Source organism: Yersinia sp. 2540 StPb PI, from assembly GCF_052217165.1.
Classification (GTDB): domain Bacteria; phylum Pseudomonadota; class Gammaproteobacteria; order Enterobacterales; family Enterobacteriaceae; genus Yersinia; species Yersinia enterocolitica_E.
The window spans coordinates 2,643,639-2,666,582 of the sequence record NZ_JAZGQC010000001.1 but is presented as its reverse complement, the minus strand read 5'-3'; the positions used below and the strand labels follow the sequence as shown (position 1 = coordinate 2,666,582).

Genomic DNA, 22,944 nt, shown 5'->3' with positions numbered 1-22,944 from the left:
CTCACACTGGGCTGCCCTGATAATTCCCCGACATCATTTCCGCATAAAGATTAATCTTCGTGTGCGACCTGCTGCTCACTCGGTGTCACCATCACATCCAGCACGCATTGACGCAACCAGCGGTGCGCCGGATCAGCATCCATGCGCGGATGCCACAACATCGAAACCGTAATAGTCGGTAAGGTTAAAGGAAGAGGAAAGCTGTACATCCCTCGGCGCAGATTCTGGCTATGCCGTTCGGGAACCGTCGCCACCAAGTCCGTCCCTCTCACCAGCGCCAATGCGGTGGATATAGAATCAACCGAGGCGATAATATTCCGTTCAATCCCAAGTAATTGTAGTGCCTCATCAATCGGCCCTTTATGGCCCTGACGCCGTGAAACCACAATATGCCCCTGAGTTGCATAACGCACGGGGGTGATGTCCTCCCCACATAGCGGGTGACCATCACGCACCACGCCCATAAAGCGATCGCGGAAAAGTGCCCGTGTTCGTAATTCAGGGCTGGCAGTCTGGCCCACCACACCCGTTTCCAGATCCACCATGCCATCACGTAACAATGCGCTGTCTTTATTCAATTTTTGCATGAAATGCAGTTGCACATTGGGGGCTTGTTGATGAATCCGAGTCAGCAATGCGCCGCCAAAGTTTTCGACAAAGCCATCGCTGGTACGCAAAGTGAAGGTACGCATCAACTGTGCCAGGTCCAGTTTTGCCGCAGGCCGCAGCACCGATGTGGCTTCTTGTACTAATTGGCTGACCTGTTCACGCAGTTCAAGTGCTCTTGGTGTCGCTACCAAGGCGCGCCCTGCCCTGACCAGCAAGGGATCACCGGTTGTTTTACGCAATCTTGCCAACGCCCGACTCATCGCCGATGGGCTAAGCCCTAATCGCTGGGCAGCACGCGCCACGCTCCCCTCGGCCAGCAGAACATTGAGTGTGATTAATAAATTGAGATCAGGTTTTGTCATGTACTGACTCTAGCACAACCTCATGCTGACATGGCGTTTTATGCATGGATAACCTGCATTCCATGCGTCTTCCGCCTTATGATGTAATACCCTAATCTCTCCTGAACAGGTCATTCAGGAGTTAATCTATTAATGAAAATCAATACCGAAAACATCAATAGTGACATCATCGCCAACAGTGCACTAAGCAGAATAATTATCAGCCTCTCCCTGCCGATGCTGCTTTCTTCATTAGCAACCAGCATCGCCAATGTGGGCTTACCCACGTTAACACTCACTTTCAGTGCCTCTTTTCAAGCGGCGCAGTGGGTCGTTTTAGCCTATTTACTGGCGATTACCACCTCGGCCATCAGCATTGGCCGTTTGGGGGATATCACTAACAAACGCCGATTGTTGAATGCGGGGATTGGTTTATTCACAGTGGCCTCTCTGGGTTGCGCGTTAGCCCCTGACATCGGAGTGTTAATTGCTGCCCGTGTGTTACAGGGATTAGGGGCCGCCACCATGATGACACTGACTCTGGCGCTGGTCGGTGAGGCGATTAGTAAAGAAAAAATCGGGCGGGCGATGGGCATGCTCGGCAGCATCTCGGCTATCGGCACGGCACTTGGGCCCTCAGTGGGTGGCATGTTAATCAGCGGGTTCGGTTGGCCAGCGATGTTCCTGATTAACATCCCTTTTGGGTTATTAGCCTTATTTTTGCTATCACGCTATTTACCCATCTCCGACTCATTCACTAGCACTAACAACGAATTACAACAGGCCCATGGTGGTTTTGATCCTCTTGGGATGCTCTTGCTGGGCCTGACTCTGGCACTGTATGCCCTTGCCATGACGCTGGGCCATGGCACCTTCGGTACACTTAATTTAGTGTTATTACTCGCTGCGGTAATTGGCATCGGGTTATTCATCTGGGCGGAAAAGAACACTCCATTCCCATTAATTCAAACCGCTATGTGGCGCCACTCACAGCTGCGTAGTGCATTGATAGTCAGTGCATTGGTCACCACTATCATGATGGCAACCTTAGTCGTTGGGCCATTCTATCTTTCACGGGCTTTTGCCATGAGTACACCATGGGTTGGATTGTCGATGTCCGCCGGCCCGATAGTCGCGGCACTCATCGGGGTTCCTGCGGGTTATCTGGTCGACAGATTCGGTGCTCAAATGATGGTGATTACAGAATTAACGGCGATCACTACCGGGGCAATTGCACTGTCGATGATCGGGCCAATTGCCGGCCTGCCCGGCTATATTTTGCCGGTCTGCCTGATTACAGCTGGCTATGCTATTTTCCAGGCTGCGAATAATACGCTGGTGATTAAATCTGTTGGCGCGCAACAGCGAGGCATTGCATCCGGCCTGCTGAATCTTTCGCGCAATCTCGGGCTGATTACTGGCGCTGCGGTCATGGGGGCTATTTTCGCCTTTGCCTGCGCCCAGCAAGACATTCAATTAGCAACCGTGGCTCATATCACCCAGGGAATGCAGTTTACTTACCGCATAGCCGCCCTATTGGGCGGTACTGCTTTAGCTATTTCTGCAATATATTCAAAAAATAAATCTAATCAATAGCCAGGCTCTTTGATATGAATCTCAGCATATCCTTATTTGGCTGAATGGATTCACGCCAGAAAACCCCCGATATAAAAACATCAATTTATCTTGAATAAAATAGCTAACCCATTTTTGAATTTTTGCCAGTACAAATAGGAATAAATGATGCAAATGAGATGGATAAAGATTTTTTAATTAATTTTAAACACTTTCTAAATCTTGCTGCTATTAATTAAATATCTAAATTTTTAATGTTTTGTTACATAAACATTAGTTTCGCTACGTTATTGGCGCAACTCTGTTCTCGCTTACCTGGCTGCAAATTAGATGATTAAGGAAGCAATAATGAAGAAAATCTTACTTATTTTAGGTGCGGTGATGGTACTACAGACAGCGCCAGTGCAAGGTGCAGGTACTGCCAGTGGAACACTAAACGCAACACTCAACATCATCGCCGGTTGTTACATCGATAATGGCCTCGGGAGTGGCAACTTAAGTAATCTGGGCACTGTAAATTTCGGTACAGTGAGCGACCTAACCGCACCTCTTAGCGTGACATTCAGTGGCACCACCAACGATTCACTTAAATTGCATTGCAGCAATAATACCGCTTATTCCATCGCAATAGATAATGGGCTACATGACAACTCAGGGCAACGACGACTGGCTGGCGGAACATCAGAATTCGTCAATTATAACCTTTACAGAGACAACGGTTTTCTCCAGCCATGGAATGCGACGCCAGTATCCGGCACGGTTGATGGAACGGGCACTGGGTTGGCCACCGCGATCCCACTGACTATTTATGCCCGCGTCCCTGTTCAAGCGACCCCCAGTGTCGGCACCTATCTCGATACTGTTACCGTCACTGTTACCTGGTAATGGCAGGCCGCTTGTTTGCTCTGGCCGCCACTTGCAGCTTATTACTGCTGCCACTTTTTCCCGTTGGGGCTATAACGAAAAATGCCAATATCACCGTCCGTGCCACGCTATTGCCCACTTGTACTGCGGGCACCATTGTTAATGGCGCAACCAGTTTTGGTACCCTGAATTTCGGCACCGTGGTTGCGTTAACCACCCCGATTGCCGTCGCCGGTCAGGGAAATAACGGTGCTATTTCCGTCCAATGCAGTAAGGGGACCAGTTTTAATGTGCTACTCAGTGGTGGGCAGAGTGGTAGCACTGCCAGCCGTTATTTGGCCGGCGGCCCGTCAGGCCAGCATGTTAATTACAACCTGTATACCGATGCGGCACATAGCAAAATTTGGGATAACCTGACTGGCATTTCCCAGATTGCTACCGGATCAGTGGTGGTCATTCCGGTTTATGGTCTGGTTTTTGTCCAACCGACCCCGGCGGTTGGGACTTATACCGACACCATTCAGGTCACGGTGAATTGGTAAATATTATCGAGGATGCTGACAATGAAATATGCTTTATCTCAGTATAACCTCACCCGCGCCCTACTTATTTTAGTACTCAGCATCGCCGTTGCCCATGCTGCCACCTCACCGGTATCTAAAAGTTTCACTGTCAATGCAATAGTGCAAACCGGCTGTAGCCTTGGGGGCGGAGCCACCGATACCAGCAACTTTGGCACATTGGATTTCGGCACCGTCTCTTCATTGGCAAACGCCACTAACGCAATATCTGGACTCAACTCAGGCAGTATCGTCCTCCAGTGCAGTGGTAATCCCACGGTCACACTGGCACTTAATTCCGGGGCCAATACCTCAGGTAACATTTCTGCCGGCAGGCGCTTACTCAACAGCACAACGGGCGAATATTTGCTGTATCAAATATATCAAAACTCTGCCCGAACCCAGATCTGAGGGGATGGTGCCAATGGGGGATCGACACGTTTAGTGACCACCGATGGCACCCTGCAACAAGTCATTTTATATGCACAACTGTCTGCCAGTAGTACGCAACCTAGCGCTGGCGTCTACACAGATACTTTATTAGTTACAGTTACTTATTGATTACTGGCACGATGCCGCAGGAGATTTCACTATGACGCCATTTAACCTACTATCTCGGGTAATATTGCTTTCGGCCACACTGACCAGTAGCCAACTGTATGCTGCGGCCTCCGTTCTGATCTGGCCCATTGACCCGATAATTTCAGACAGTGATAAAGCCACTGCATTGTGGTTGGAAAATAAAGATAGTCAGCCTATCTATATGCAGATTCGAGTATTAGGTTGGCAGCAGGTCAACACCCAAGACGATTACACCCCGCAATCAAGAATTATCGCCAGCCCACCGGTTGCAACTATTCAACCCGGTAAGCGTCAACTGATTCGTTTAGTCAAAAACGCCCCCGTTCCCGCCGGGCAAGAACAAGCCTACCGCATATTAATTGATGAAATACCTTATAAGGACCCAAACGATAAAACCGCCCCCGCTGCCACTCAGTTAGGGCTGAAATTCCAAATGCGCTATTCCGTTCCCTTGTTTGTTTACGGCAGTGGTGTGCTGGCGGCATCTGATACCACACCAGCCCCCGGTGTTATGCCGACGAAACTCAGTTATAGCGTGCATTCACAAGGCGAGAAACAATGGTTGAATATCTCTAATCAGGGTGCTGTTCATGCACGGATTTCGCGGGTGACCCTGCAAGAGAAAGACATTAATAAAGGTTTACTCGGTTATGTGTTAGCCGGTGAAAAAATGAGTTTCCCGCTCAGCCCAACAGCCAGAACAGGAGAATTAAGCGCCATTATCAATAACAGCACCAAACCCATAGTCATCCCACACCAATAAGGTGTTCGCATACAGCAGATAAGGTGTGTTTAATAATAACCTAGGGTTGGGAATGACTATCAGATTCAAGCTGTCACCATTATTAATATTGATGTATGGCTCAGTGTTGTTGCCTTCACTCATCCCCTGGGAGGTTTGGGGGGATAATCTGCCGCCACCTATGGCAACAATGCCCGACAGTACCTTATATCTTGAGTTAGTGGTCAATGACCGTAACTTTGGTGATGCTGTGCCAGTCATCTATCGCGGGGGACATTACTATCTTTCACCAGCACAGTTAAAAACCATCGGATTACCCTCTAGTGCAGAGGTTGCGGTTGATAAGATGGATAAGGTGGCCGTGAAATATGATGGAGAAAACCAACGGTTATTGATTGATGTCCCCAGCGAGTGGTTACCGAAACAGCAAATTAACTCTGCCGCAACTGATGATTTTAATCTTGCACAAAGTAGCCTGGGATTTTTATTAAATTATGATTTTTATGTCAGCCAGAACAGTGGTAACCCACAGTCAGGTAATGCCTCAGCCTGGAGCGAGCAACGTATTTTTGACCGTTTTGGTTTGATCAGTAATACCGGCGTTTATCGTACTAACTTTTCAGGTAATAACGGCGACACGGATAATAACGGCTATATTCGGTTTGATACCCAATGGCAGAGGAATGATGAAAAAAACCTGCTACGTTATACCGCAGGTGACCTGATCACCGGAGCCTTGCCCTGGAGTAGCGCGGTGCGCCTGGGTGGTGTTCAAATCGCGCGTAATTTTGCTATTCGCCCCGACCTTATTACCTATCCGATGCCGCAATTTGCCGGTCAAGCTGCGGTACCTAGCACTGTCGAACTGTATATTGATAACTTCAGAACACAATCAGCCAATATTAACCCCGGCCCTTTTGTTATCGATAATGCCCCTCGTATTAATGGTGCTGGCCAAGCGACTATTATTACAACCGATGCCCTCGGTAGACAAATCAGCACCTCAGTGCCATTTTATGTTGCCAGTTCACTGCTAAAACCCGGCATGTGGGATTTTAGCCTGTCAGCCGGTGCTTTACGCCGCAATTATGCCATCCGTTCTGCCGATTATGCTGATCCTGTCGCCAGTGGCGTGGTTCGTTATGGCACAACGTCTTGGTTGACACTAGAAGGCCGAGGGGATGCTGCCAAAGGCATGAATGTGGTAGGTGGCGGAGCCGGATTTCGGCTGGGCCTATTTGGGGTACTGAATGGTGCCTACAGTATGAGTAATACCTCTGCCGATGCATTTAGTGATGTCATCAGTCAACCAGCCACTGATATTAACAATTCAACCATTAATACCTCACAGGTTGCCATTAATACCCGTGGTGGTATCGGTAACCAGCGTTCATTAGGTTATACCTACAGTAATTCCTACTTTAATCTGAATGCTCAGCGCATTAGCCGCAGCGATAATTATGGCGATCTGGCTAATTACAAAAGCGACTTTCGTCTGAGCCGACGTACCGACCAGATAACCGGCAGTATCAGCCTTGGAAACTTAGGGACACTTGGATCTGGTTATTTCGATGTCAGGGATGCGCTCGGTGAGCGAACCCGGTTGGTCAATATCAGCTATAGCACCTCAATATTCCGTAATACCAGTATTTACCTCTCCCTCAATCGTGAGTTGGGGACCAAAGGTTACAACGCACAACTGATCTGGAGTATCCCGCTGGGTGAATGGGGATCAGCCAGCGCCAGCACCAGCCGTGATGTTGATAACCAGTGGTCCCAACGCGTGAATTATAGCCGGGCAGCGCCTTCTAATGGCGGGCTGGGTTGGAATCTCGCTTATGCCAACGGCAACAGTGAAAATAGCAGTTACCAACAAGCAGATATTATTTGGCGCACTCGGATAATGGAAAGTCGCGCCGGTGTTTATGGCAATAGTGATAACTATAATAGTTGGGGTGAAATGAGTGGCTCGCTGGTTATGATGAATGGCGGCGTTTATGCCAGTAATATGATTAACGATGCATTTGCCTTGGTATCAACCAATGGTTTTAGCAATATTCCGGTCAGTTACGAAAATCAACTGATTGGTACTACGAACAACAACGGATATATCTTGATTCCGACAGTTTCTTCATATTATCAGGCCAAATTCCAGATTGATCCCATGAATTTACCTGCCGATGTCATATTGCCAACAGTAGAGCGAAATTTAGCGATCAGCGAACGCAGTGGCTATTTAATTGATTTTCCCATAACACAGATTACCGCCGCAAATATCAGACTTACCGATAAATCCGGTCAAGACTTACCGAAAGGCAGCGCGATATATACCACGGGCGACACACCTAGCGGTTATGTCGGTTGGGATGGTATGGCTTATATTGAGCAAGCCACCCAATTGAATAAACTCACCATCGTGCGAGCTGATAATGGCACCCGCTGCTACAGCCAATTCCAATTGAAAAATACTAAAGGGATACAAGATGCTGGTACAGCCATATGCCAATAATTGCCGTACCTGGCTATCGACAACTTTATTTAAGGAGCAGCTAATGATATCGCTCACGACGCGAATTGCCAGCAAGCTACCTCGGCCATACAGGCTACCTTACTGGTTGGTTCTGTCTGTACTGTGGCTATTGTCTGTCAGCAGTGCCACTGCGTGCACTTTTGCTGCCGCAGAAGTAAAACTGCCGCAAAATTCATCGTTTAATGTCAATACCCTCCCCGAAAGTGCCAGTGGTATAACGGCACTTGGCTGTGATGGAACAGCGCTGAGCGTATTATCCACCCCCGTATTGAACAGCACCATCACCAGCACTGCTAATAATCTTAATCTTAAGAATGCCGCCGGCGACTTAATTCCTTATTCAATCTATTCTGACCCAGGCTACAACAATCCCATTATAGTCGGGGGGAATATTAACTATGCTAACAGCAATTTACTCACCATCGTGCTGGGGAAAATAAAAGCCAATTTACCTATCTATATCCGTACTGGCAGTAATAATGCCATTAACATCAATATCAGTGCTGGCACTTATACCGATACTATCTCTTTGAACTGGAATTATGATTTATGCTCTGCCGTTATTGGCGTCTGTATCGGTGGCACATTCAAAGGAACCGCATCATCAACAGTCACTGTCACATTGGTGGTCAACAACGATTGTGTCATAAACGCCGCGCCCAATGTCGATTTTGGTAGCTACGCGTTAATGTCACAATTTATTCCTGTAAATCAATTTATCACCGCTACCTGTACCAAGAACGCCACCTTCACTACCTACATAACAAATGGCGATAATTTCTCTGCCCCTTGGCCCCAAATGAAATTGCTCCCAGGGAGTGTTATACCTGCACCCCCTACCGACTATTTACAGTATCAACTGTATCAGGGCTCGGGGTCGATTCCCTGGAATATAACCAACAAAAGATCAGATACCGCGACAGGCTCAGCTCAACAGATCCCTTATAAAGCGATGATCAATGCACAACAAACGCAAAGAACCGTTGGCACCTATCAGGACAATGTCAGTGTAGTGCTGGAATACTAGTGTGCTGCCGGAATACAGAGGATGAGAAGCCATTAACTCGTTGTGTTTTATGCACTATTGGTCTTTTAATCTTTTATTTTTTTATGATTGAAATTTTTAGTTATTGTTTATTTATAAGAAAAATCCGATTGGGCTGTACTAAATCTGTCCCTGTTATACAATCTGCGGGCTTAAATAATAGCCGACATATTTCTATCTAAGGAAAGCCGAGATTAAACAGGAGTGGACATCATGACTGACTACGATAATCGGGAAGAATCAGCTGACATTGGTCTGTTAAAAGAAATGAACAGCTTACGGGACATCATCGAAAATAATTCAGACTGGATCTGGGAAGTTGATGCTTCCGGCCGTTATACGTTTTCATCTGCAAAATCCATCGAGCTTCTTGGTCGCCTACCCCATGAGGTGGTCGGTAAAACGCCGTTTGACTTTATGCCTCAGGATGAAGCCAGCCGGGTAGGAAAGATATTTGCAGAGATTGCGGCTGCACGTATCCCTTTTGCCGGTTTGCAAAACCGTAATATTCGCGCTGATGGCAGCGAAGTCTTAGTTGAAACCAGTGGTATCCCACTGTTCGATGATAACGGGGAATTCAAAGGTTACCGCGGAATTGATCGAAACCTGAGCAATTTACCTTATGATGCGGATAAACGCTTATTTGAGTTGGAATCGATTTATTCCAGTGCTCCGGCTGGTCTGTGCTTTATCGATACGACCCTGCGCTATGTTACTGTAAATGATTATCTGGCTGAACTTCTGGGTAAAAATACAGTAGAGATTAATGGGCGCAAAATTGCAGACTTCCTACCGGGCATTATTCCTATTTTGCAGAGTGCGCTGCTGAAAGCTTATTGCAATGACAGTATCCCCGATGCTGAGTTTCAGATGCCGGATAAAGCACGGGTGTTCTTTATGCGGATAAATGCCGCCAGATATCCCAGTGGTCAAGTGAGTGGGCTGTCCGTCGCGATGATCGATATTACGCCATTGAAAGAGATGGAAGAAAAGCTGCGCAGCAGTAAACAGCATTACCGCAATATGGTGGAGCTGAATCCGCAAATTCCCTGGACTGCATCCCCGGATGGCATGATTACCGATGTCAGTTCTCGCTTTGAAAAAATTACGGGATTAACCCGCGAAGAGGCGCTGGCAGATAAATGGCTCCGTACCATCCATTTAGATGATCGCCACCCCACCTTAATCAGTTGGGAACACTCCTTACAAACACAGCAGCCACTGGATGTTGAAATCCGCTTTTGTCATGTTGAAAAGGGATGGAACTGGATGCGAATCCGAGCAGTTCCCAGCGTAGGTGACAATGGCGATGTGTTGTGTTGGTATGGAACCGCAGAAGATATCCATGAACGAAAATTGCTGGAACTTAAGCTGGTTAAAGCGAATCGACGTCTGGAAATTCAGGCCAGAACAGACTCACTGACTAAATTGCCTAATCGCCGGGCGTTCAAAAAAGTGCTGGCCCATGAATTTATGCGGGCAAAACGCTCAGACTCTCCGCTAGCAGTTTTAATGATTGATATTGATTACTTTAAGAACTTCAATGATTGCTATGGTCATATCTCTGGTGATGCCTGCTTACGCTTGGTCGCCAGGGCATTACGCAAATCACTAAAACGCAGCACCGATATTGTTGCTCGCTATGGTGGAGAAGAGTTTGCCGCTATTCTGCCAGATACCGACCAACAGGGCGCCAGCCTGGTGGCCGAGCATATATTGCAATCTATCCGTGCTATGGGCATTAAACACAATGACAGTAAATTCCGTAAAGTCACCATCAGCCTTGGTGTCACTGTTTATCAAGCCCATCAGCATAGTGGTATTACGGATCAAGCGGATTTAATGCTCGCGGCAGATCAAGCACTTTATTACTCGAAAAAGAATGGCCGTAACCAATTTAATTTGGCTGAACTCCCCTGCGAATGCAGCCATTAGGCTACTCTGACTAAACATACTCGGTATTAAATAATTAACCCCCATCAGATTCGATGCGGATAGAATTTTCGCCGAGGCGGTATTTTTTAGATGCGGCCTCTGGCACTTTTTTCTGACTCAGCTATTCTCAATAAGGCGACCAATCTGGTCATACCTCATACCACTTGATAGGTAAGGAGTCTTTATGGGAAAAACCCTAGTAAAAATCAGAGATTTTGAAGTTGATGACGCAGAGTTATCTGCACCACTGACAAAAGGCGAAAGCACCCTCAGTATCCCCTGTAAATCGGATCCTGAATTGTGCATGCAGCTAGATGGGTGGGATGAACATACCAGCATTCCCGCAACGTTAGATGGGAAAGACCGGTTGCTTTTTAAGCAACATTACGATCGACATCAGGATGCTTGGGTAATGAGGGTAACGTGATTGTTGCAATAAGAAGATCCGTCAACCCATAGCTACAATTTATGAGTGACGGTTTCTTCTCTTGCGACTCGATAATATCTGTAGGGCAAAATCAATCAAATTACTGACTACCAGAAGCCAGCTATCAGAATTTTTCCAATACTTTGAACTGCATACAAATCAGCATCATTTCTGGGGAAAACATCTCGTACTCCTCAAAAAAGCGCTGTTGCGTTTTACGCCAAAACGTCAGCGTTCGATCGCCCTCACCTTCAGCGACAGCATGGGCTTCATCAACCTGATCAAACGTTTTCAATTCTACGTCGGTCAACTCTATCGCACAAACCGGTTCATTGCGGCCATTGACCACAACAAAGATATCCCCCGCCTGCGGCACGCCATCTTCATCCAATGCCGCACAGATCGCTGTTTTCGTACCGTTCAGTACTAATGCCAATACATCATCTGCCACTTGTTCAGTATCACCAAATGCCCAACGCTCGGCGTCTTGATATTTTTGTGGGACTGTAGCCATAGTTTCATTATTCCTATTCGTCATCTTATTGATGCAGCGCATATTACACTTTATCTTAACTGGTACGAACTGACTAACTCTCGCATCAGCATAAATTTTCGCTACTATACCCTAAATAATTCGAGTTGCAGGAAGGCGGCAATTGAGTAAATCCCCAAGAGCTTACTTCAAGTAAGTCACTGGGGTGAACGAAAGCAGCCAACGCACATGCAGCTTGATGTATGACGGGTATATACCTAAAGTAACCAGCGTCGCAGTAAACAAATGAATTCCGCAGAGCTGACCCCGTCAGACATAATACTAAATTGAATAAGGACCCTATGGTGACCAAACGCTTGCATACGAAACATTGGAAGATGTTTGTGGTGTTACTCTGTATCTGTGGCGCATTAATGCTGCTGCGGTGGGCGTCGATGATTTTTGGCTGATATTGCTACCGCTAGCGTTTGTCTTTAGGTAAAAATAAGCAACCACACTTTGGGCAAACCAAGGCCGTATTTTTGTGCACTTTTTCTGAGCTCTGCTCAGAGACTGCGCCACAATCTGGGCACTTAATCTTCACTTTTACACTGCTAACCAATCTTTTGACGCTATCAAGAAATGACATATGCTCGCCTCTCAGTTGTACAACCTCGTTAGATTACGTTAACCAACGGCAATAAACCGTGGAGTGGTCAGCGTTTACTCAGATTATCTGTACCGGGCCAGATTTTTGTTCACGAAAATAGCCGGTTTTGCAGGAGACAACGGAAAAAAACAAGCGGAAAATGGAAAGTACGGGGAAATCATTCACCACGCAGCATGACTTGCATGCTTGGCGTAGTGATGTGGTAGACGGGTTATTGGAAACCTTTGGTCTGGGGTCAGTGATTCCATAATTCTTGGATCAACCCTCTGACCCGAACCTTGGAAGCACCAGCAACCAAACTGATAACACGGTTAGCACTCAACGTAGAAACGTCGGTATTCCATTCATCAAAAGAATGTTCTGCGTAACTATCGTTGAAAACTTTTTTTATCGAGGATTCAGCTTCGGACATCTCACTGAAACTCTTAGCGTTTATTAAGCACTGAGCAATGATTGAGACTTTTTTCATGTTTTATCCTTGATTATCGGTCGCATAGTGTAGCACAATTACACTCTCTCTGATCATATGCTGCTTAAATTGTTTTCAATTGAAGATAACGTTTTGATATTACAGCATATTCAACCAAGCCTGACAGGCAAGATCTGCTCCTAACCTCATTGTTCAGTCACTCTAAAACCCTACTACGCGCTCAGAAGTTGCTTAAAAAGCATTCATCATGCTAAATCCACCCCAGCAGATTCATTATTTATTCACGATCAGTGCGTTTTTTAGTCAGTTCACATGCTATATTGTAGTGGCTTTGCCATGACAAAGACCTTATCTGTGTGAGTAATTGAGGTGCCGAATGATCAGCAATTTCTTTCTCTATTCACTATTTATTATCTATATCACCGCGGCGCTTATTGATGGCTCACTCCCACTGCTTGACCTAATGTAACCCAAGTACCAGCCTGACAATGGCATCAACGCCAAAGCGCCCCCTCTAGTTACTGTGCATGGCAGCAGCATCTTGTAGTAAGGAGTTCATCTCAATGGTACCTGGTGGTCGTAGTGACCATTTTGGCCCCTGTAATGCCTCTGCATAACCCGCCTGATACAAACGCTCCATCTTGATGGGATCAAAAATCTCTGCGCCATTGGTATCAACATTTGATGGAATCGTTATCCAGTGGAATCCTGAATTTTCAGCCAAAGAGAATGCATAAATACGATACAAATCCCCGACCAATGCCGCTTTGCTGGTTGAGTCAAGAGTACGCATAGCGATATTACGCACCAACCGTGGGGTCGGTTCTGGTTGTGGGCCAAGCTGTCCATTATGGATGATATAAATATCTTCTTTACTGTCTGCCAGGCCCGCTCTGGTACGTACGACTTTTGAGCTGTACACACCACCATTATAGAAGACCCGCGCCGCCACACCGCCGTCAACATGCATTTCATCGTAATGCTTACCCTGAGCCACCACATCAAAAAATACCGGTGAGAACGCGACAGGGACTGAAGAGGAAGCCAGCATCACCTTACGAAATAGCATTAGGGCTTCAGGAGTCCCTTTCATCGCAATCAGCCCCATGTTCCAGACAATAAATCTTTGCGAATCGAGATCCACCGTACCCATATACAACCGCCGACCATGCCGATGTGCCTGGGCGATTTCACTCATTAACTCAGGAGTAATATGCCCATCAATCAATTTAGACAACGGGCTGGTATCCGCTAATGATTCGCGGAAAAAGAGGCGAAATAATAGATTATCCAGATGGAAAATATCACGGGTGGTGGTGGTGGTATAAAAGTCATGTAATGCCTGGTCGTGATCACTCCCTAAAAAGGCGAAAGGTGCGATTAACGCGCCAGTGGAAACCCCACTGACCACCTTAAACACGGGGCGCTTACCTGTTTTCGTCCAGCCGTTCAAAAAGCCAGCACCGAAGGCGCCATTTGGGCCACCACCAGATAATGCCAGATGGGGATAAACCAATGTTCCATCCGCGGCTCGGAACATCTCTTTCGATTCATCTTTATAAGATTGCAGTAAATCCGCTTCAAATATCGGGCTAATGTGCCCCGCGCCGGCACGGATATCCGGCATTCCAGGGATTTCGGCCGCTGGCATTAACTCCACTGGCACTGGATTTCTAGGTAATTGGCTACAGGCCGCCAATAAAGAAATTCCGGTTAGCAACGCCATGGAACGAACTAATTTCCAGCTTATTATCATTATATGTCCTAGCAGATGCGGCCAAATATTACTGACTAAACGTAGACTAATTTGATGATAGTCTCACAAAATCATCCTGTCTGTTATGCCATTGTTGATGAGAAAGATGATACCAACAGTGTTGGCTTAACTTGCTGTCAGGGCTGACAATTGGATGGGGAAAATGGTCTGGCGCGCGCACCATGCCGATTCGTTCCATCAATGCTTGTGAACGCAGGTTAATTAAAGCAGTAAATGAAACAATTTCAGCCAGTTTTAATTGATCGAAACCCACCGTCAATACTGCCAATGCAGCTTCCGTTGCCAGCCCTTGCCCCCAAAATGGAAAAGCAAAACGCCAGCCTATCTCGACACAAGGTGAAAAAGGTAATTTAACGGTAGGAATATGTAACCCCAATGCGCCGACAAACTGCCCACTAGCTTTCAGCTCAACAGCCCACAACCCCCAGCCACGCTGTGCTATCAATAATTGACAACGTGAAGCCATCATATCGCTTGCTTCACGTGTTAGAGGGGCTGGGAAAAATGCCATAACGCGAGGATCCGCGTTAAGCGCTGCAAAAGGTGCCCGGTCTGACGGTAGCCACTGCCGTAGCTGTAAACGCTCAGTTTCAAACTCAATAACGTTTTTCATTCTAGCGAAGCTAATCCTACTTTGGTTCAAGGTGGAGGATTGCCCCCACCCTCAATTTTTCTTACCTCTATTTCTGCGATAATACTCGCCATTGCTGCACAGAAGGCCGCTGCCATTGATAATTTGCATACTGACGAAGATACTCAGGTAAGTTGTCGCCATTCAGAACTAACCGGTTAAGCATCAGTGCCAAATCGGTATCTGCGATACACCATTCACTGAATAAATATCTTCTGCCATCCGACAGCAAACGCTCCAACCCAGAAATAAGTTTATTCGCCGCTTGTTGCGCGCTATCAGACAAAGGAGGCAGCCTTAACCCAGCAAAGACCACTTCAGTTGGCCGTTCAGTGCGGATCGGCATAAAATCACTGCGCAGCCATGCCTGTATTTCACGCGCTCTGGCACGCTCTTGCCTATCTTGCGGATACAGCCGAGCGTAATCTGGCGCCGGGAAACGCTCGTCTAAATATTCAGCAATAGCTGAAGACTCAGAGAGTTGAAAATCATCGATAACCAGTGTCGGCACCCGACGTGTCGCCGACAGACGGGCATAAGCCTGTTGCAGATTCTCACCGGCAGACAAATTAATGACGCTTAATGAGAAAGGGAGTGCTTTTTCTGTCAATGATACGAATACCGACATCACATAAGGACTGAAAAAATCTGAATCGGTATACAACGTAATAGTTTGCTGGCTCATCGAAACCCCGACTGATTATCACTAAGTAGATTGACGTTAATCGGTTTTAGCCAGATTGAATAGCAGCTTCTGCAAAAAAATATTATCGCTAATTACGCCCTATTTTCTGTTTCAAAAACCGCAGATGATCTTTATATAGCAACATTGCACAGACGAAAGCCAAAGTAATGAAATCTAATCCGTAGGTTATTGGTCATCTAAAATTGTCAGCAGAATATCCGCATCCGGGGTTGTTATATGCTTCCCTTCGAGAAAACCAGCGAGTTTAGCCTCTGCATCATGTTCATATACTTCATAACCTGTGATTCGATAGCCCGGTACGCCATCCTGGCGGCGAATATACTCATCACCATCAATGTAGTACTCAACAACACCACTGGCATCTTCAATCTCATAACGTTTATCAAAAGGGAACTGTTTCATTACTCATCCTAAAAAAACAACATAGCGCTATGATGCCAATTTATAGCTGTTTTAGGAAGTGTTCGGCGTACCGTCTCCCCACTAGCGCTCAACAACGTTGCTTTAGCAATGAGAAAGGTTGCCCTGTTAATCAGGCAACCTTTATTACTATTTATCTATTTTTTTAGACTTAAAATAACTGAATTAACTAATGGTTACTTCTTAAACTTTAAAGAAAGCAGTGCATTCTTGCCAACATCCATATATTTGTCAGCTAAAGCTTCAGTCGTGTTAAACGTAGCAATAACTAATTTCCCATCAATCGTAGTGAGCAACATCACATTCTTGATGGTTCCATCAGCAGCCGGGGTATCCATAGTGATGATATAAGCTTTACGCCCATCAACATCCTTCTCTTCCAGAGTCGGTTTGAATGGCGCAAATTGTTTCTTCATCATATTAACAACTTCAGCGAGCTTGCCATCGGGTATGGCGCTATTGCTATCGCTGAATGCGAAGGACACACTGCCCTGTTCAACGGAATAGGCTTCTTGTGGTGCATTCTGCTGAGGGTATTTAGTTGCCAGCATTTCTTTAGACATTAAAGTGAATTCAGCTGGCATCTCAATGTAAGCTTTGCCACCAAAAACTTTAGTGCCTGTTGGTTCAGGTTCAGAACAACCGGCAAGAACAACGACCATAGCAAATAATAGGAAAACACTTTTTTTTAACAAAATAGACACCCCAGAATAAAATGAATGTAGACTCTGGTTAATAATAGCCAGACCCTGTTTTTGATAATAATTTATTGCCGTTGAATTATATCCACTGGTATTCTTTTTAGTCCATTGAGATCATCCAAGATATGTCCTAATTAATTATTTCCTTTTATCATAAATAAAATTAGAAACACGACTACTATCAATGATAAGGAAAAAACAACGAATATCATATGCAATAAACACCCCCATTTACTTAATCAGACCAATGTCACCTTGGCGTAATCCACCCTTATTTATTGCTTAAGAAAGTAAATAAGATGATACAGATGTTGTTAGTTAGTTATATTTACTCTTGCAATAAATCGGGACATTGAACTCATTTCTTCATCTTTTCCCTCACTAAGAATCAGCTATCTGCAACAATTTTTACGTGTTACAGACGTGAAAATAAATGCAATTAAGGTAAACTGAGACGCCTAAATAAGGGGATAGAATGAGTAGTGAAATATTTCTTGCCGTGCTGGGCGCGGCACTGTTACATGCTTGCTGGAACGCTCTTGTTAAATTTGGCAATGATCGTTTTGTCGCTATCTCTTTGATGGCAATTTTCTCCGGAGTGATTTCACTGTTCGGTATTTTTTTTGTGGCGTTACCCTCGCTGAGCGCGCTTCCCTGGTTACTGTTGTCGGTTGCTTTTCACACAGGTTATTGCCTGTTTCTAAGTAAAGCTTATGAACAAGCCGAGTTTGGTCAAATCTATCCTATCGCACGTGGCGTTGCCCCCTTATTAAGTGCTCTGCTCTCTTGGTTAATCTTGTCGGAAATCCCCAGGTCGTTAGCTTTAGTTGGGGCGGCTATTTTAGTCTCCGGTGTCATCATGATGACATTTGATGGCCGACGTGGCACTGACAAAGTCAATGGCAGGGCTATTATCTATGCCTTAATTACTGCGACTTTTACTGCCTGCTACACCCTATCTGATGGGGCTGGCAGCCGCGCCAGCATTGAACCACTCAGTTATATTTTTTGGTTGTTTATGTGCAACGGCATAGCCATGTTTGCATTACTTTGGATAATGCACCGCAATGTGGTTTTTCGTCAAATACGCCAGCACTGGCGACACGGCGTGATTGGTGGCGCGATGCAATTACTGGCTTATGGCATTGTCATTTGGGCCATGAAAAGCACGCCAATCGCCCTCGTTGCCGCTCTACGTGAAACCAGTGTCTTGTTCGCCATGATAATCTCAATCTGGATGCTAAAAGAGAAACCATCGATGTTACGACTCATCGCCAGTGCCATTATTCTGATGGGGGTAGCAGTAACCAAACTTGGCTAATACTTAACCAAAAAATGTAAACTCCATTTCTTAGAAAAGGAGAAGACTACTTCTTCAGCAAACGCGCTATACTCATATAAATCCTATAAATAAGGAGAATATATGCTCATAGGATTTGTTTTATTGGTTAGCACCTGCGGTATGGATGCTTGCGAGGCACTGCCCGTGACCGATGATGTCTATACAACACGCCACGAATGCATGGCTGTAGCTACTCGTCTTCATGAACGCAGACCTGATGTGGTTTTGATTTGCGGTGAAGTATACCGTCAGCCTGACAGCGATCAATCTCATTGAGGGTTTCACTGTATTAATTCGATCTGCTGAACATCTGTTCCGATATTATTTTTTAATATTAGAGGATGTGCTTTATTTCCTACATTTATTCTGTAAGAAATTGGGAAGTTCACAAAAAAACAACCAAGGTGACGTTAACTACATTTGCCAATCATTAATGCTAATCACCAAAATAAAGTGTTAAATGGCCTGCTGAGTTAAATGTAATATCACAGAAAACCAGTGATAAACACACTGCTGATATTAGTTGCCTGACTAAATTACCGAACCAATGATATAAAACATTAACATACTAGATATCACCACAACCACGACATTGTTAATGAACAAAGCAAACATCACACTGAATAGTGCGCCCATAAATAGGGATTATCCGGGAATGAGCGTAGTGCACCATACTGAAATAGATAATTGGCCTACAAATTGTGGTTAATAAACAGGCTGTGGCGTACTTAAGTGCCTGGATGAACTCCCCTCAATAGCACAGAGGGACGATTGATCATCGGAACAACAATTGAAGCGAAGGTGGCAATAATGGAGAAATCTAGCTGCAAGCGGGCAAGATCAGGCATCATTGTGCCACTACAGGCTATTGTTTTCTCTTACCCGAACAATTAGAGCGCATTTTATCGGGACAGTAATAAATATCAGGCAAGCCACCACCAGCCCGATCCCCACCCACCCCGTAATAGGTAGTCTTTCTCCCACGATAATCACTGCCAATATGGCAGCAACAACAGGCTCGATGAGGGTAATGGTGGTCGCCATACTTGCCGTTATACGAGCCAGCCCATATCCATAGCAAATATAGCCAAGAAACATCGGAACCAACGCCATATAGGCACCCACTGCAGCATTACTCCAAGATTCCAGCAGCGGGGCTCCAGTCATAAAGAGTACTGGCATTAGCAAAATGCCGCCAAGACCAAAAGTCGCCCCCATCGCTGTGCGAGAAGGAAGCCCTCGCTGCATCAAACGGCGAGCAGCCCACGAATACAGCGCATAAGTAAAACCAGCAAGAAGGCCTAGAATTACCCCTATCGTGACATTGGGTGACTGAACCAGAGTGCCGTGGCCCCCACTTTCAGCCATACAAAGCAACACCATGCCTGCAATGCCAAGAGCCGCCCCCAACATCCAGCGAGTCGTCAGCCGCTCGCCCTCCAAGACATATTCAATCAGAGCAGATAACAGGGGGGCAGAACCAATAGAAATGACAGTCCCGACAGTGACACCCGCTAAATGCATAGAGGCATAGAATGCCAGCGGATAGATGGCAACAGCAATGACCCCTATCAGCAGTAAACGCCACTGTTGAAGGAGTTTATCTACATAACTAATGATACTCCCAGCGGCTATCATCGCCTGGAGTAGCCCCCCAAGTCCCATCGCAACAGCGCCTATGGCAACAGCACTAACCGCAGGAGCAAATGTTGCCGCTGTTCCAGTGGTTCCCCACAAGATGGCCGCAATCAATACTCCCACCCTGCCCATCATGCGATCTCTTGGCGTGACAGTCATAGCGACTCCATCATTTCGGCGGCCATTGTCATTGCCTGACGAACGCACTCACCATTCCCTTCCAAGCCCGCGCGAGACATACTCCCCTCGAGTAAAAATGAAAAGTGCCTGGCCATCCGTATGGCACGTTGTTCATCACCAGAGAGAAGCACACAAAGATGTTCAGTCAGAATCGACTCTACCTGCTCCTTGTGCCCGCGCACTGCCTGTCTGCCCGGTGCGCCCGCGGGCAGTTCAGCCGCGGCATTCAGTAGTCCGCACCCTCTGAATCCACGTTCATAGGCAAATTCAGCATGGTCTGCATAAGCAAGAAAAACAGCCATCACGCTCTCTTTCGGACTCGCCGTTTGTTGCAGACGATTAGCGTACAGTGCGAGCCACTCTTCATGACGAATCTGTAAATAAGTAGCAACAAGTTCTGCTTTGGACTCAAAGTTGTTGTAGAGACTTTTCTTGGCAACACCTGCCCTTTTAACAATGGCATCAATACCCGTTGCCGCAATGCCATCGTTATAGAACAACACCCTTGCAGCACTCAGCAGCCGATCTCGGGCACTTTCTGATAGTTCGCGTGAGGACATGGCAAATTTCTTCCTGCTTTGGATTGTTATAGGTATACCAGTCTACCTACTATTATTGTGACGTCAATACGAGCAAGAAAGTATGCTCTATATTAAATATTGGGAACTAATGCCGTACTCAGGGCATAGCGTCAGGTTAGGTTTGACAGGACATGAGGAAAAAGACTGATGATTGGTTTCACACCAGGTGTTTCATCAATATAAACTCGGCCATTGCCGAGTTTATATACTTGAGTACTGAGACCGATAATAATTACGTGAGCTTAGCGCCCTTTCTTCTTACGTCCGGGCTGGGTAAAGCGCTTGCGGGAAGCTGAGTTACCATCGGGTTTTTCGGCCTTTTTCGCCCCACTAACACTCGGTTTTTTATCTGCCACGGGCTTAGCCTTGGCTTTTTTCACCGGTTTTTCGTCAGATGATGAATTTTCAATCAGCTTAAATAACTCGATTAACTCATCATCAGTCAAATCTCGCCACTCACCCATTGGCAGCCCTTTCAGGGTGACGTTCATGATACGAGTGCGCTCAAGCTTGGTGACTTCATAGCCAAAATGTTTACACATACGGCGAATTTGACGGTTAAGCCCTTGCACCAGCGTGATATTAAATACAAAGGTCGCGACTTTATTCACTTTGCATTTTTTGGTCACGGTTCCCATCATCGGTACACCAGCACCCAGACCGAGAATAAACTCGTCAGTCACCGGTTTGTTGACCGTCACCACGTACTCTTTTTCGTGGTCGTTCCCGGCGCGCAGGATTTTGTTAACCAAATCACCGTGATTCGTCAAAAAAATCAACCCCTGCGAGTCTTTGTCCAAACGTCCGATAGGGAAGACTCGTTTACTGTGATTAACGAAATCAACGATGTTATCGTTTTCCCCCTCTTCGGTGGTGCTTATGATGCCAACCGGTTTATTCAGTGCGATCAGCACCAAGTCGTTTTCGTCACGCGGTTCGATAAGCTGACCGTTAACTTTGACTACATCCCCGCCATATACTTGATCGCCAACAGCGGCCCGTTTGCCATTAATAAAAACATGTCCTTGTTCAATATAACGATCGGCATCACGACGAGAACAGATACCGCTCTCGCTAATATATTTGTTAAGACGAGTGGATGAGTTGGTCAGCATAAATCTTCCGTAAAAATAAGATTATATCACGTTAGGCTATGAAGCCGGCAGAGCAGCTTAACAGAGAGAATGCAAAGTCATAAAGACGATTTCGAAGGATATGATGGCCGGTGGCAATATCATCGTGCTGCAACGTATCCTCGGCCACTCAGATATTCGGGTCACCATGCGCTACTCTCACTCCGCGCCAGACCACCTGCAAGACGCGATTCACTTTAATCCATTAGCTCGATTTGAGAGTGGCTGCAAAGTGGCGATAGCGGATGAGATAAAAGTAACGAAGCGGGAGGTAAGCGACTGATATTTATGTGTATGGTTGATTTTAAATGCCGATCATATTTTATCTTAGCCACAAAGTGGCAGTTAACATAGATAGACTGATACCCAATAACCTAGCAACCCACCTTGATCGTAATACAGCTAGAATATTGGATTTACTTTCTGTAAAAGATTATGACTTGCTGGATAGCAGCACTTATGAATTCATTGTTTATCGCCCACCAGAAGATGAGCCGACATATAGTAAATCTCAATTTTCAAAACTCAATGAAGCCCTATTTTCAATACAAGAGGTCGATGATAAACACTCTATTAGGATTGTCCCTGTAACAACAGTACACCAAGCTGCAAGTCGTATAATTAAAGCTGAGAATCAAGCCGCATAAATATAGACCCGGCCCCGCTGCCAGGTTTTATTGCTTCCTAGCCAGCGCCTCCACCACAGCCCTCATCGCCTCTTCTGTAATCTCTGAACGCTTTATCTTTTTATTAGCTAATGATGTCCTCAACACTCCCGCAATGACCACATGCTTTGGCTCTTGTCCAAGATCACGCATCTCAAGCACCACCTTCCCCACTACTCGGCACATTTCGTTATATAGCGCGTCTGAATCTTTTGTGCTCATAGCTGCTCCCATCTGAATTCCCCTCAATTTACCACAGTTGGCGGCATTTTTGGCGCTGCCATACTTCTGTAATGAAAGTTGTCGGATCAAGCACTTTATTATTGAAATTTCCTACAAAAGTCAGGGCGACATCTCATTTCATATGGGTCTCATGTAAGATATAGTC

The 22,944-nt window shown here is 46.0% G+C and carries 25 protein-coding genes and 2 pseudogenes; 14 read left to right on the top strand and 13 right to left on the bottom strand.

The window, feature by feature from the left end; translation table 11 throughout:
- Positions 1-50: 50 nt before the first annotated feature.
- Positions 51-971 (bottom strand): LysR family transcriptional regulator, encoded by a 921-nt coding sequence (locus tag V1956_RS12175; protein ID WP_372559175.1) that lies wholly within the window; start codon positions 969-971, stop codon positions 51-53.
- A gap of 132 nt (positions 972-1,103) precedes the next feature.
- Between V1956_RS12175 and V1956_RS12170 the strand changes: the two genes are divergently transcribed.
- The 9 genes and pseudogenes from V1956_RS12170 to V1956_RS12130 all read left to right on the top strand — a co-directional run bounded on the left by V1956_RS12170 (position 1,104) and on the right by V1956_RS12130 (position 11,210).
- On the top strand, positions 1,104-2,546 hold the full coding sequence (locus V1956_RS12170) for an MFS transporter (RefSeq protein WP_442825165.1): 1,443 nt from the start codon (positions 1,104-1,106) through the stop codon (positions 2,544-2,546).
- Between the two features lie 327 nt (positions 2,547-2,873).
- Entirely contained in the window at positions 2,874-3,410 is a 537-nt protein-coding gene (locus V1956_RS12165; protein ID WP_372559177.1) for a Csu type fimbrial protein, read from the top strand.
- Entirely contained in the window at positions 3,410-3,931 is a 522-nt protein-coding gene (locus V1956_RS12160; RefSeq protein ID WP_420075345.1) for a Csu type fimbrial protein, read from the top strand. The genes V1956_RS12165 and V1956_RS12160 overlap by 1 nt, the downstream gene beginning before the upstream one ends.
- Positions 3,932-3,952: 21 nt before the next feature.
- Positions 3,953-4,510 (top strand): annotated as a pseudogene (locus V1956_RS12155) (Csu type fimbrial protein).
- A 31-nt stretch (positions 4,511-4,541) separates the two neighbouring features.
- Complete coding sequence (locus V1956_RS12150; protein ID WP_442825164.1) at positions 4,542-5,294, top strand: fimbrial biogenesis chaperone; 753 nt, start codon at positions 4,542-4,544, stop codon at positions 5,292-5,294.
- Positions 5,295-5,346: 52 nt separating this feature from the next.
- Entirely contained in the window at positions 5,347-7,782 is a 2,436-nt protein-coding gene (locus tag V1956_RS12145; protein ID WP_420075346.1) for a fimbria/pilus outer membrane usher protein, read from the top strand.
- A gap of 43 nt (positions 7,783-7,825) precedes the next feature.
- Positions 7,826-8,830: a Csu type fimbrial protein gene (locus tag V1956_RS12140; RefSeq protein WP_372559182.1), complete on the top strand. Its 1,005-nt coding sequence runs from the start codon at positions 7,826-7,828 to the stop codon at positions 8,828-8,830.
- Positions 8,831-9,061: 231 nt separating this feature from the next.
- Positions 9,062-10,783 carry a sensor domain-containing diguanylate cyclase gene (locus V1956_RS12135; protein ID WP_420072170.1) on the top strand — a complete coding sequence of 574 codons (1,722 nt, stop codon included), beginning with the start codon at positions 9,062-9,064 and terminating at the stop codon, positions 10,781-10,783.
- A 184-nt stretch (positions 10,784-10,967) separates the two neighbouring features.
- Positions 10,968-11,210, top strand: coding sequence for a DUF1480 family protein (locus tag V1956_RS12130; RefSeq protein ID WP_420075278.1), 243 nt, complete (start codon positions 10,968-10,970; stop codon positions 11,208-11,210).
- 124 nt (positions 11,211-11,334) lie between these two features.
- On the opposite strand, the gene V1956_RS12125 is transcribed toward V1956_RS12130, so the two are convergent.
- The gene (locus V1956_RS12125; protein ID WP_442825163.1) at positions 11,335-11,724 is read right to left on the bottom strand and encodes an ASCH domain-containing protein; all 390 of its coding nucleotides are present in this window, start codon (positions 11,722-11,724) and stop codon (positions 11,335-11,337) included.
- Between the two features lie 320 nt (positions 11,725-12,044).
- Here V1956_RS12125 and yniD point away from each other — a divergent pair, with 320 nt between their 5' ends.
- The gene (yniD, locus tag V1956_RS12120) at positions 12,045-12,152 is read left to right on the top strand and encodes a small membrane protein YniD (protein ID WP_086018937.1); all 108 of its coding nucleotides are present in this window, start codon (positions 12,045-12,047) and stop codon (positions 12,150-12,152) included.
- An 11-nt stretch (positions 12,153-12,163) separates the two neighbouring features.
- Here the strand turns inward: yniD and V1956_RS12115 are convergent, their stop codons facing one another.
- The 7 genes from V1956_RS12115 to V1956_RS12085 all read right to left on the bottom strand — a co-directional run bounded on the left by V1956_RS12115 (position 12,164) and on the right by V1956_RS12085 (position 17,011).
- Positions 12,164-12,331, bottom strand: a complete 168-nt coding sequence (locus tag V1956_RS12115) for a YnfU family zinc-binding protein (RefSeq protein WP_227746530.1) — start codon at positions 12,329-12,331, stop codon at positions 12,164-12,166.
- Positions 12,332-12,587: 256 nt separating this feature from the next.
- On the bottom strand, positions 12,588-12,821 hold the full coding sequence (locus V1956_RS12110) for a hypothetical protein (protein ID WP_005182969.1): 234 nt from the start codon (positions 12,819-12,821) through the stop codon (positions 12,588-12,590).
- Positions 12,822-13,296: 475 nt separating this feature from the next.
- Entirely contained in the window at positions 13,297-14,538 is a 1,242-nt protein-coding gene (locus V1956_RS12105) for a patatin-like phospholipase family protein (RefSeq protein ID WP_372559185.1), read from the bottom strand.
- A gap of 46 nt (positions 14,539-14,584) precedes the next feature.
- Positions 14,585-15,172 carry a GNAT family N-acetyltransferase gene (locus tag V1956_RS12100; RefSeq protein WP_372559186.1) on the bottom strand — a complete coding sequence of 196 codons (588 nt, stop codon included), beginning with the start codon at positions 15,170-15,172 and terminating at the stop codon, positions 14,585-14,587.
- A gap of 67 nt (positions 15,173-15,239) precedes the next feature.
- On the bottom strand, positions 15,240-15,875 hold the full coding sequence (yfcF, locus tag V1956_RS12095; protein WP_442825162.1) for a glutathione transferase: 636 nt from the start codon (positions 15,873-15,875) through the stop codon (positions 15,240-15,242).
- 186 nt (positions 15,876-16,061) lie between these two features.
- Complete coding sequence (locus V1956_RS12090) at positions 16,062-16,298, bottom strand: hypothetical protein (RefSeq protein ID WP_442825161.1); 237 nt, start codon at positions 16,296-16,298, stop codon at positions 16,062-16,064.
- Between the two features lie 194 nt (positions 16,299-16,492).
- A complete protein-coding gene (locus V1956_RS12085; RefSeq protein WP_083158641.1) occupies positions 16,493-17,011 on the bottom strand; it encodes a hypothetical protein in 519 nt (172 codons plus the stop codon).
- A gap of 481 nt (positions 17,012-17,492) precedes the next feature.
- Here V1956_RS12085 and V1956_RS12080 point away from each other — a divergent pair, with 481 nt between their 5' ends.
- Positions 17,493-18,338, top strand: coding sequence for a DMT family transporter (locus V1956_RS12080; RefSeq protein ID WP_420071629.1), 846 nt, complete (start codon positions 17,493-17,495; stop codon positions 18,336-18,338).
- A gap of 102 nt (positions 18,339-18,440) precedes the next feature.
- Positions 18,441-18,635: a hypothetical protein gene (locus V1956_RS12075; RefSeq protein ID WP_083158639.1), complete on the top strand. Its 195-nt coding sequence runs from the start codon at positions 18,441-18,443 to the stop codon at positions 18,633-18,635.
- 582 nt (positions 18,636-19,217) lie between these two features.
- Here V1956_RS12075 and V1956_RS12070 read toward each other — a convergent pair.
- The 3 genes from V1956_RS12070 to rluF form a co-directional block, all read right to left on the bottom strand.
- On the bottom strand, positions 19,218-20,156 hold the full coding sequence (locus tag V1956_RS12070; RefSeq protein WP_442825160.1) for a DMT family transporter: 939 nt from the start codon (positions 20,154-20,156) through the stop codon (positions 19,218-19,220).
- Positions 20,153-20,737, bottom strand: coding sequence for a TetR/AcrR family transcriptional regulator (locus V1956_RS12065; RefSeq protein ID WP_083158637.1), 585 nt, complete (start codon positions 20,735-20,737; stop codon positions 20,153-20,155). Before V1956_RS12065 ends, V1956_RS12070 begins: the two co-directional genes overlap by 4 nt.
- 263 nt (positions 20,738-21,000) lie before the next feature.
- Positions 21,001-21,873, bottom strand: coding sequence for a 23S rRNA pseudouridine(2604) synthase RluF (gene rluF, locus V1956_RS12060; RefSeq protein ID WP_083158636.1), 873 nt, complete (start codon positions 21,871-21,873; stop codon positions 21,001-21,003).
- Positions 21,874-21,973: 100 nt separating this feature from the next.
- Between rluF and V1956_RS12055 the strand changes: the two are divergent.
- Both V1956_RS12055 and V1956_RS12050 read left to right on the top strand, forming a co-directional pair.
- A pseudogene (locus V1956_RS12055) lies at positions 21,974-22,174 on the top strand (hypothetical protein); the annotation flags it as partial.
- A gap of 25 nt (positions 22,175-22,199) precedes the next feature.
- On the top strand, positions 22,200-22,538 hold the full coding sequence (locus V1956_RS12050) for a hypothetical protein (RefSeq protein ID WP_420075343.1): 339 nt from the start codon (positions 22,200-22,202) through the stop codon (positions 22,536-22,538).
- A 27-nt stretch (positions 22,539-22,565) separates the two neighbouring features.
- On the opposite strand, the gene fumD is transcribed toward V1956_RS12050, so the two are convergent.
- Positions 22,566-22,778 carry a fumarate hydratase FumD gene (fumD, locus tag V1956_RS12045; RefSeq protein ID WP_420071626.1) on the bottom strand — a complete coding sequence of 71 codons (213 nt, stop codon included), beginning with the start codon at positions 22,776-22,778 and terminating at the stop codon, positions 22,566-22,568.
- Positions 22,779-22,944 lie beyond the last annotated feature (166 nt).

Excerpts from the sequence above, each read along its gene's own strand:
- V1956_RS12175 (WP_372559175.1), bottom strand. The coding sequence starts at position 971 with ATGACAAAACCTGATCTCAATTTATTAATCACACTCAATGTTCTGCTG.
- V1956_RS12170 (WP_442825165.1), top strand. The coding sequence starts at position 1,104 with ATGAAAATCAATACCGAAAACATCAATAGTGACATCATCGCCAACAGT.
- V1956_RS12165 (WP_372559177.1), top strand. The coding sequence starts at position 2,874 with ATGAAGAAAATCTTACTTATTTTAGGTGCGGTGATGGTACTACAGACA.
- V1956_RS12160 (WP_420075345.1), top strand. The coding sequence starts at position 3,410 with ATGGCAGGCCGCTTGTTTGCTCTGGCCGCCACTTGCAGCTTATTACTG.
- V1956_RS12150 (WP_442825164.1), top strand. The coding sequence starts at position 4,542 with ATGACGCCATTTAACCTACTATCTCGGGTAATATTGCTTTCGGCCACA.
- V1956_RS12145 (WP_420075346.1), top strand. The coding sequence starts at position 5,347 with ATGACTATCAGATTCAAGCTGTCACCATTATTAATATTGATGTATGGC.
- V1956_RS12140 (WP_372559182.1), top strand. The coding sequence starts at position 7,826 with ATGATATCGCTCACGACGCGAATTGCCAGCAAGCTACCTCGGCCATAC.
- V1956_RS12135 (WP_420072170.1), top strand. The coding sequence starts at position 9,062 with ATGACTGACTACGATAATCGGGAAGAATCAGCTGACATTGGTCTGTTA.
- V1956_RS12130 (WP_420075278.1), top strand. The coding sequence starts at position 10,968 with ATGGGAAAAACCCTAGTAAAAATCAGAGATTTTGAAGTTGATGACGCA.
- V1956_RS12125 (WP_442825163.1), bottom strand. The coding sequence starts at position 11,724 with ATGGCTACAGTCCCACAAAAATATCAAGACGCCGAGCGTTGGGCATTT.
- yniD (WP_086018937.1), top strand. The coding sequence starts at position 12,045 with ATGGTGACCAAACGCTTGCATACGAAACATTGGAAGATGTTTGTGGTG.
- V1956_RS12115 (WP_227746530.1), bottom strand. The coding sequence starts at position 12,331 with ATGTCATTTCTTGATAGCGTCAAAAGATTGGTTAGCAGTGTAAAAGTG.
- V1956_RS12110 (WP_005182969.1), bottom strand. The coding sequence starts at position 12,821 with ATGAAAAAAGTCTCAATCATTGCTCAGTGCTTAATAAACGCTAAGAGT.
- V1956_RS12105 (WP_372559185.1), bottom strand. The coding sequence starts at position 14,538 with ATGATAATAAGCTGGAAATTAGTTCGTTCCATGGCGTTGCTAACCGGA.
- V1956_RS12100 (WP_372559186.1), bottom strand. The coding sequence starts at position 15,172 with ATGAAAAACGTTATTGAGTTTGAAACTGAGCGTTTACAGCTACGGCAG.
- yfcF (WP_442825162.1), bottom strand. The coding sequence starts at position 15,875 with ATGAGCCAGCAAACTATTACGTTGTATACCGATTCAGATTTTTTCAGT.
- V1956_RS12090 (WP_442825161.1), bottom strand. The coding sequence starts at position 16,298 with ATGAAACAGTTCCCTTTTGATAAACGTTATGAGATTGAAGATGCCAGT.
- V1956_RS12080 (WP_420071629.1), top strand. The coding sequence starts at position 17,493 with ATGAGTAGTGAAATATTTCTTGCCGTGCTGGGCGCGGCACTGTTACAT.
- V1956_RS12075 (WP_083158639.1), top strand. The coding sequence starts at position 18,441 with ATGCTCATAGGATTTGTTTTATTGGTTAGCACCTGCGGTATGGATGCT.
- V1956_RS12070 (WP_442825160.1), bottom strand. The coding sequence starts at position 20,156 with ATGACTGTCACGCCAAGAGATCGCATGATGGGCAGGGTGGGAGTATTG.
- V1956_RS12065 (WP_083158637.1), bottom strand. The coding sequence starts at position 20,737 with ATGTCCTCACGCGAACTATCAGAAAGTGCCCGAGATCGGCTGCTGAGT.
- rluF (WP_083158636.1), bottom strand. The coding sequence starts at position 21,873 with ATGCTGACCAACTCATCCACTCGTCTTAACAAATATATTAGCGAGAGC.
- V1956_RS12050 (WP_420075343.1), top strand. The coding sequence starts at position 22,200 with ATGCCGATCATATTTTATCTTAGCCACAAAGTGGCAGTTAACATAGAT.
- fumD (WP_420071626.1), bottom strand. The coding sequence starts at position 22,778 with ATGAGCACAAAAGATTCAGACGCGCTATATAACGAAATGTGCCGAGTA.